Source organism: Candidatus Komeilibacteria bacterium CG_4_10_14_0_2_um_filter_37_10 (assembly GCA_002793075.1).
Lineage (GTDB): Bacteria > Patescibacteriota > Patescibacteriia > UBA1558 > UBA1558 > UM-FILTER-37-10.
In genome coordinates, this window is sequence record PFPO01000020.1 from 1 (window position 1) to 8,900 (window position 8,900).

At 41.0% G+C, this 8,900-nt stretch carries 1 protein-coding gene; it reads right to left on the bottom strand.

Annotated elements, in window-relative coordinates:
• Positions 1–8,900: hypothetical protein (locus tag COX77_01040; GenBank protein PIZ99608.1), on the bottom strand; the 8,900-nt coding region annotated here is incomplete at both ends.

Consider the following 8,900-nt stretch of genomic DNA (forward strand, 5'->3'; position numbering starts at 1 on the left):
CTTTTCGTGGATCATCATATGTATTTGACCACATACCAGGTGCACAGCCAGCGCCACCACTGCAATCTATCGTGGGGCCAGTTGCTGAAGATTTACACATATCATAAGGAATGAATATTCTTAATATTTCATTACTGTATTTAGCTCGAAAATCCAAATTAACAACTTCCCAAGATGTTTTTTGTTGTGATTCTGACCAAATGATATCACCTGGCGAAATCCAATTATCATCTGCTCCACTGCACCCCGTTGTATTAGGAGCGCAATACGACTGAACTACAAGCTGTTTTGGGTAAGTTTCCCATGACGGCGAATTGGGGGTTTGATATTCGAAACTCAAACGATAGCGTTTTCCACCGACCACTGGCATAGTTGTTGTTAATCCGGCCCATGACGCCCCTTTCCTTGTCAGTAATTCCATAAAATATCCACTACTAGCATCCCCCTTTTGAGTAATTTCTGCATTATTTGGACTTCCACACATTACGTCGGCTTGCCAACCCTTGGGAATGTTTGGATTAACATTAGATTGATTGTCTAATATAGCAAAACTACCAATGTCATAACTATCCAACATCATATCAGAACTCGTACAGTAACGACTACAAATTGGCTTATGGTTACGAATTGGAGCCGTATAATCAACCACATTGCCATCACTCCAATCAATATACAGTCTGGCTAGCGGCGACTGTTCGTCTTTAGCGTAAGCATAAAAATTCATTGTCGCGTTATAGGAATGACCATAACGAACAATGTCCTGATTATAAGTATTGTTAATAGAAAAACCGCTTATTTCTGTTTTTTCCAAATATTCATTTTTTTGTTGGTTAAATTCTACTGGATGGACCACCGGAGGCTCAATAACTGATGGACCTGTTGACCAACTCGTATTCGGTACATAGATCTGTGAATTATTTTTTATAAAAATATTACCATTATTAAAAATCTTCTCTAGCCATTCCCTGGCTTTTGCTAACGCATTTGCGACATTATTAATTGATAACAAGATACTACTTCTCCTATTGGGATCTGGTATCTTAACCGGGTCCAAATCAACGCCATAGTGCCCTACCGTTCCATCCCACTCCACCTGATAACCATCGGAGCCATAAACAGTATCAGCTTGCTTATAACCACTACTTGGATGACTAGCTTGAGGTTGCAACGAAACTAGTGTCTCGGGAAGAGTTCTATTCTCTTTACCGTTTAACGCCCCATAAAATCCATCAATTCCTTGATTGAAAGGATAGAGAAAATTAGGAATGCCATTTGCTACAACTGTTGTCTTAGGACTTTTCCCTTCTACTATATATGTACATTGATCGTGGTCTGCACTAGGAGTACCAAATAACACTTGTACGTCATACGCATATTGCATGGGCCCGTCAGCAAAAATCCATGATTGGCCGGATACCGTAGCGGAAACAATCATAGTCCCCAAAGCAAAACCATTACTACTGTTTTCATCACAAGTAGAGTCCTCGCCTGTATTAATCCCTGAGTGTTTAACATAATAAAACAACAAAGCAAATGCCCTATCGCCGGTAACTGATGGGTTACAGAGAGTGGCAAAATCACTTTGTACTACTTCTTCCCATGTGTACGATAAACTATTATTGGTAATAAAACATCTGGCATAAACATCATAGGACGCCGAATCACTTTCATGTTTGTCCTGTAAGTTTAAAACAAATGATCCATAAAAAATATTTTTATCTAGCTTATTATTATCGTTTACCGTAATATTGTCTGGCATCATATTAATTATGTCTAAATTACCAGTTTTGGTACTTGTTGCGCTAAAAACACGCTTAAATTCTACTTGAGTCCCATTATCGTTTAATTGATTGCCGTCTGGCAGATTTGGTATCAATGGAGTCACGTAATATGTACCCTTTAAATCGGGTACGCAAATATTATTATCCCCCTTATAACTCGTAAGCGCAGAATCCCTATACACGCTCTGACCAATATTAGTAGTATTCAAGGAAATAGAATAATCCTTATTCTCAATAGTAGAAATATCATTACCATCACAGGATATATCACCTCTTGTAATGTCATGACGATACAAATCGCACTTTATTGGATCATCGCTGTCCGTTCCGTTGTAATAATTCCGCCAGCCACTACTACTCTGATGTAATTTTAACGCCACTGAACTAACCGCAGCACCTTTGGCAACAGCACAATAATAAAGTGATTCTGGCCAAGCTGAATTTGCTGCCTCGCCACCAAAAATATTAAAGTCGCCCGTGACCATATCCAGCGGCATCCAAGTAGTACAGGGATATTCACCAAAACTGCTACCACTAATTTTACGTGACTTATCCTGCTCCAAGCAATAGCCCCACCAGCCACGATACTCAGCTTTTTTCTTGATCTTAGAAATTGGATCTGGTTTAGTCAGAACATCATGATCGTCATAAATGATAGAATTGGGCGTGGAACCACCCAGACTATAAAATCTGGTTTCCCCCATCGTATATTCCGTCTTATAGTAGTCACATTCACAATTCTCACCAGACTGACAAAAATTAGCTTGATTTAAAGTGGCTGGACGATTGGTAATATTACTATATTCATCAAATTCCAGTCCGGAACCACCAGCAGCAACAAATGGCGCTTCTTGTTCCGGATATAGCCGGCAACTCTTGGCTATTTTTGCTCTATTCTCACCAACCTGCCCTAAATCTTTATTATCTTTACCTTCCGTATCTTTGCCAATATAAGTTAAATAAAAATTATTAGACTGTCCGCTAGCATCAACATTTCGAGCAACTAGTCCATCCAGCGGATAGGTGTTCAAAATAGAATAGCTGGAATACTCCATGCCTGACCAGCCAACTTGTCGGCCTTGATAAACTTCCTTGGTTAGTGTTTTTTGTTCTTGGTCAACCCAGCTCAAACAAGTATCCGGATTCTCCGGGTCCAGTTGCTGACAACGGTTAAGGTCATAGCACGATGGCACCACATTACCTTGTTGGTCAGTATAGTAGGACCAGCTAGAGCAGGACAGCCACTCACCGCACTCGCGATCTGCTCGCACCTTGATGATGCGATTACTGTCGCAACCGCTCTCCTGATTAGTACACGTCTGTGCCGGTGCTTTAGCGCCATTATTTTGTACACTTTTTTGGTAGGAAACAACAGAATTATAACTCTTAGCAAGTTCTCCGGTGGTTAAGGAAACATTGCTCTTATCTAGTACGGCGATACAGCCCTTATCCCAGGACACCTGACCATTACAATCACCCTCATTGATCTGATTACTATTAATATAATAGTAAGATTGCGTCGGCTGGATACGCACATTATCCGTCCAGATATTCCCATTACCCAAGGCGCCAAACAATAATAAATAGCATTTACTATTACTTTCTACGGTATTAAACTTAAATGAATAAGTATTATAATCAGAACTGGCATCTTTAGGTAAATAAATCCTTTTATAGCCAGTATAGTATGTTACTCCAGCTATTGTGATAGTTTGCAATTTACTGCCACTAGGATTACTATCAACAAAACTGTTATCAATGGATTTAATTGGTTTTTTACAAGACACACCGATCAGAAAATCATTATTAAGACCATAGCTTTCCTTTTTCAAATCTACTGACACGTTATATGTTGTCTGTGGTTGCAGAAAACTTAACTTTTGATGTAAATATTTTTGCAGCCAAATATTATAATCACCGGACAGAAATGCACTGCTGGCTTTCAAACTAATACCGTACCCTTGATCCCTGCCTTTGTTCTTACCTTTATCTCTGTCCCATGGTACTGATGTCCAATTAATACCATTATAATATTTTAGATTATATAACTCATATGTAGAATTATGAGCGTTTTCGTCATACCAAAAGTCAGGAATATTATAATTAGTTGTCAGAATACCATCACTCTCTTGCTCAAAGTCGCCATTATCTAATACGCTTTGTCCTTGCGTTGCTTGTGGATCAACAAGCTCGGTGCAACCATTACTCTTGGCATCGCATAGTCCTGCATAGCCCTGCCAATTATCATCAGTGCGCCGCGGTAAACTAGGGTTGGGTTGATTGTCTGTCTGCGCACAGGTTTTCATGATCTCGCCAGCCGGCAAAGTGCTACCGACTATTGGTATGGAGTAGGTCTTATACCAACCAGGCTCATAAGGAGTGCCATTATAAATAAAGTTATTCAAATAGGTACAGGTATTAGCTCCGGGGTTTTTCACATTCACTACCTGACCTTCAGATTTATATTGCTCACAACCAGCTGACTCGCTACTGCACAAGATTGACTCATAGCGATCAGGATCCAAAAGATAGTTAACCTCACTCCAAGATTTTATTTCTTCCCCACCAACTGCATTCAAGCCAATAGTAGGACGTCCCATCTCTGTACAGCCCTTGGCACTCTCACTACAGTAGTACTGCTGATCATCAACTAAATATACTGTCTGGTCCGTGGACTCTGTTAGAGCCTCGCCTAACTGAAAATCATCACACCAGAAAGAGCTGGCAACATGATTGGTGCCATTATTCATCGCGCAAGTAATTTCTAAACCATAGGTGTCATTATCGGTGGTAAATGATTTTTCTACTTTAGTCCAACTATTACCCAGACTGCCAGAATTTTTATAAATATCATAGCTCACGCGCGGATTAGACTTGCGTGGCTTATCAATGCCCAGCTTAGCTATTAACTCTACCGAGCCCATATTATTTGATCCAGCCCAATCAGCTCGGACATAACCGCTAAAATAATAATTAGTATTAGGCTTTACTGCCACATACTGATTAGCCACAATCCAGCTATCACCATTAGGTGCATAACCATCGCCGCTTAATTTAACATACTTACTACCGTTATGACCTTCGTTCGCTTTATATTCAACGCTCATCTTATTACTACCAGCTAGATTATCAGCATAATTATTCCAAAAATTCCAACCATCGGGAACGCCATTATAATCATAATCACCTTCAAAGTTAGAATTTTTCAGAATATTACCAGCGCTATAATTCTTAGCAAAAGGATAAGAACTATTTTTGGTATCAATAAACTGCTGACAACCAACTTTGTTTTCCTGACAAACACTATAAAAACTAGACAAATAATGGGTGTTATCCGCCCGATCAGTGTAAGCGCGACAGCCAAGATAGGGCTCGCATTGAGCAGCTGCTGACCAAGAATTATCAATCAAATAAACATCCGAGCTAATCTCTTTTAACACAATATTATCAATATAATACATCGTACTATTGGGCAAACCAAAAGCTAATTGCATGGTTAAATTCTCCGGTGTTGTTGGCGCGCCACTATCATAGTGATAGTAAATTGGTCCATACTCATATTTTTTCCATCGGGTGCTCAAATCAATACTGGCATTACTACTATTAAAACGAAACTTTTCCGTAAAATTATTACCGCTCTTGATGCCGGCACCAATAGACAAAGATGCGCCCTCATCATCACCCCAGCTCTTAGCCCAGAAAGATAACGTATAAGATCGTCCGTACTCCAATTGTACCCCTTTGAAAATTCTTGGATCTTCATCGGTAAAGACTCGTAAAGAATGCCCGCCAATAACACCAGACTCGGCACTCAAAGATACGGCGTTACCAGTCCAATCATTGGTACTGTATTCAAAATCGTCCACAAAAACCTGACGAACATTACTGCCGTCATTGCCCTTAAATTCATGACAATTGGCTACTGTCTCGGAACAAGTGGTTGATTGCGCTGGCAAAATCATTGCTAAATCAGTAGGACCAGTAGGATTGACAGTTCTTCGGATTTTCTGACACTCAGTGGACGCTGCTACCACCCGCGACTCTTTACGAAAATACTTTTGGTTATTTTCATCCAAATATTCTCGACAACTAGGGTCACTATAATTATTTTGACAATTATCTACAAACCTATTGACATTATCATGACAAATGTTTTTGCCCGCTGTACTATCGTAATAAACATCAGTACATGGTCCCGGCCAAACGCCACCAAAGTCATCAATAAAATCACTCTTCAGTAGTCGCCAAGTCTTAAGCTCAAAACCAGTAGTGTCAGATCCTTCCCAAGTATAATACGTGGCAATATTAGGATCAGTGCTATCCACACACATTCGTAAATAGCTATAATAAATTTTTTGTTCTTGATTGGTAATGTCCGTAAATTCCTCACAGCCAACATCGGCCAGTGTACAGCTTTGGCCAGTGCTGGCAATCATATTCACGCCGGTGTTCTGTGCGCTGTCATTAAAATGCTCTTCCGTTGGTGTTCGGCGTTTCAGATAATGACTATAGTCCGCACACTCGGCTGGACAATAGTTCTCTGCTTTCACGACGCCAGGTACTGCTGGTTCACCATTTTGCGGGGTATAGAGTTCACAGCCAACATCGCTGGCGCTACAGCTAGGCGAATAATTAGCGCACAAAGAGCTGGCTCTTTGCGGATCATTGCAATATAAATAGTCTGGTGATTTTTTCAAATACGTAAAATTAGTAGTGCCGTATTCAGTATAGTCAGTCGCGCCTTCACCGACTTCTAATTGCACATTATCTATCCAGACAGCATCACCACCACTGCCCGATAACAAAAATACCCTGCTGAACTTAATAGGTCCGCTAGCCGTAAAACTACAGCTTTCACGCTGATTGTCTGTACCAGCTGGTGGGAAAGAAATGTTAACTTCATTATTACTAATCCAACAAGCGCTGTTCTCACCAACCAAGGTGATGGCAATACCGTTACCGCTATTACAATTATCCTGTTGATTGCATAGAACAACTGTGGCACGAGCCGTGCCGGTTTTATCAACGGCCGTCTGCGCAGCGGACAATGATACGGTATAAATAGTGTCTGGTAAAATTGGCACATTGGCTTGATTTACTTCCCAGCCATAGCCAACTTGAATGCGTTCATAATTTTCATAGGGCAAACTACTACTCCAATTAAGTTCATTCCAACCATCAGGTCGGCTATTACCGTCGTCATCCAATTTAAAATCACCGTTAGCCAGCAAATTCATACTAGCGTCAACCTTCAGTAATTGCTGACAACCAGCGTCTTTGGCAACACAACTTTTAGCTTGTCCATTAAGGTAAACAACCTTGCTATTGGTCCAATTCAAACCATAGCAATTAATATCTTCGAGCGGCATTCTATTAGCACTGCTAGTTACCCAAGAGTTGCCATTATGCTGACACCAGGTATTGAAACCTGATGTTTCACCAGGAGTTTTGATCTGACCATCAGCATAACCCTTTAATTTACAAAAGGCACTGACAGTTGCTGCATCAGGATAGATTAGTCGCGAGGTCCCATCACAAATATCTGTTGCTAGATTGGGGCTGACAATAGTTGTTTCCGCTCCGGCGCTGCGATCAATCTCCTTGGTACGACTATACCAGCGACATCCCACCTGATCAGCAGTACAATACTCCAAGCTGTCCTTAATCCAATAATTAGTTGACCCTTGCTGCTCATAAGAACGACAAGAAGCATATTGCGGTGAACATTGCTCGCCACCAAAACGCCAAACATTTTTTTCTCTGGTACAATAGCCATAAGCACCAGCTTGGCAACTAGCAAAATCATTTTCCTTCAAACAAGTCGGCGCATCAGCGCAAACCTCAGCGCGCGCGGCGACATTGGCTGCTTGCAATTTTGGCCCATAACCCTTGGCGCGACAGATGGCGGTTGGCGACTTGAGTAGCCAATCAGGATCAATCAATTTTTCAAAATGATCACTTCTCTTAGTATTGAGTTCACACTCAACATTATCAAAACAGTCAATTACCTGGCCGAGAGTAACACTACCATCGCTTTTACTGGCGGCTATTTCCCAGCCCAGGGGGATTAAGCGAGCCAAGCGCATCTTCTGCAAATTAGAAAAACACAATCCCTGCTTAAAACAGTACTGAATATCGCCATTACGAGCATCTGTTTCGGCAATCAATGGCGTCTTGGGATCCACTAATTTTAAATCAATCGCTTGTTGCAAAGTTAAAAATTCATTGCGATCAAAAAGGTTATACCACTTCTGATCCAATACACAGTTGTTAATACCGATCAGTTCTTTTTGCTCGGGGCAAAAACTGAAATCCAACAATGGGTTATATAGTTCACTGGTACCCACTGATACCGTAAACATACCATCATAATAATTTTCTATAGCTTCCGGTGTAATTGGTTGCGTAAAAATATTTTCTTTAGCTAGCTCCGCACCGTCTAAAGTAGCTCCCGGCCTTGGTGGCTGTTGCGCACAAGATGGACAGGGTGGCATAGTGAGCGCTACCTGAGCATTTTTGGCTTTGGTTAAATTATATAAGCCCTCTCTAATCCAACGTTGTAATAATTGTGAAGCTAAAGAATTAGTAAACGTACTAAAAGCGCGAGCTAAAACGCCAGTGATATTCAGAGCTGCCGGATCTGATTTTGCTGGCACTTCCACTTCCGCCATAGTAATAGGCATTTCACCAACTCTTTGTACTAAAGCTGCTGGCGTCTTCACTTCTGTATCAGTGGTATTGGTCTTACCTATTGCTGACCCCTCCTTACCCTCGGCTCTAAATCTAGCAGCATCTTCCTCAGTAGAACGCTTAGAAATCAATTTATCATTCATTGTTAAAGTGATAGTGGCATCGGAATTGCCCGGTCTCATGCCTTCTTGCAGTCCTTGCAAAATACTTTCTACTGCTTTATTACCCTCGCCCTTCAAACTCATACCAGGCAAATCAACGGTGTCTAAAAATCCTTGCCAATTCTTGACTACTTCCGCTAAATCACACTTTGGTTTTGTAGCATTAGCCATACCTTCTTCCTGAGCATAGTTCAGTAATGACATGGCAATGGTATATTTTAAATCCAATCGTGGATTGCACAGATTGATTCCTGATTCTTTTTCCCAG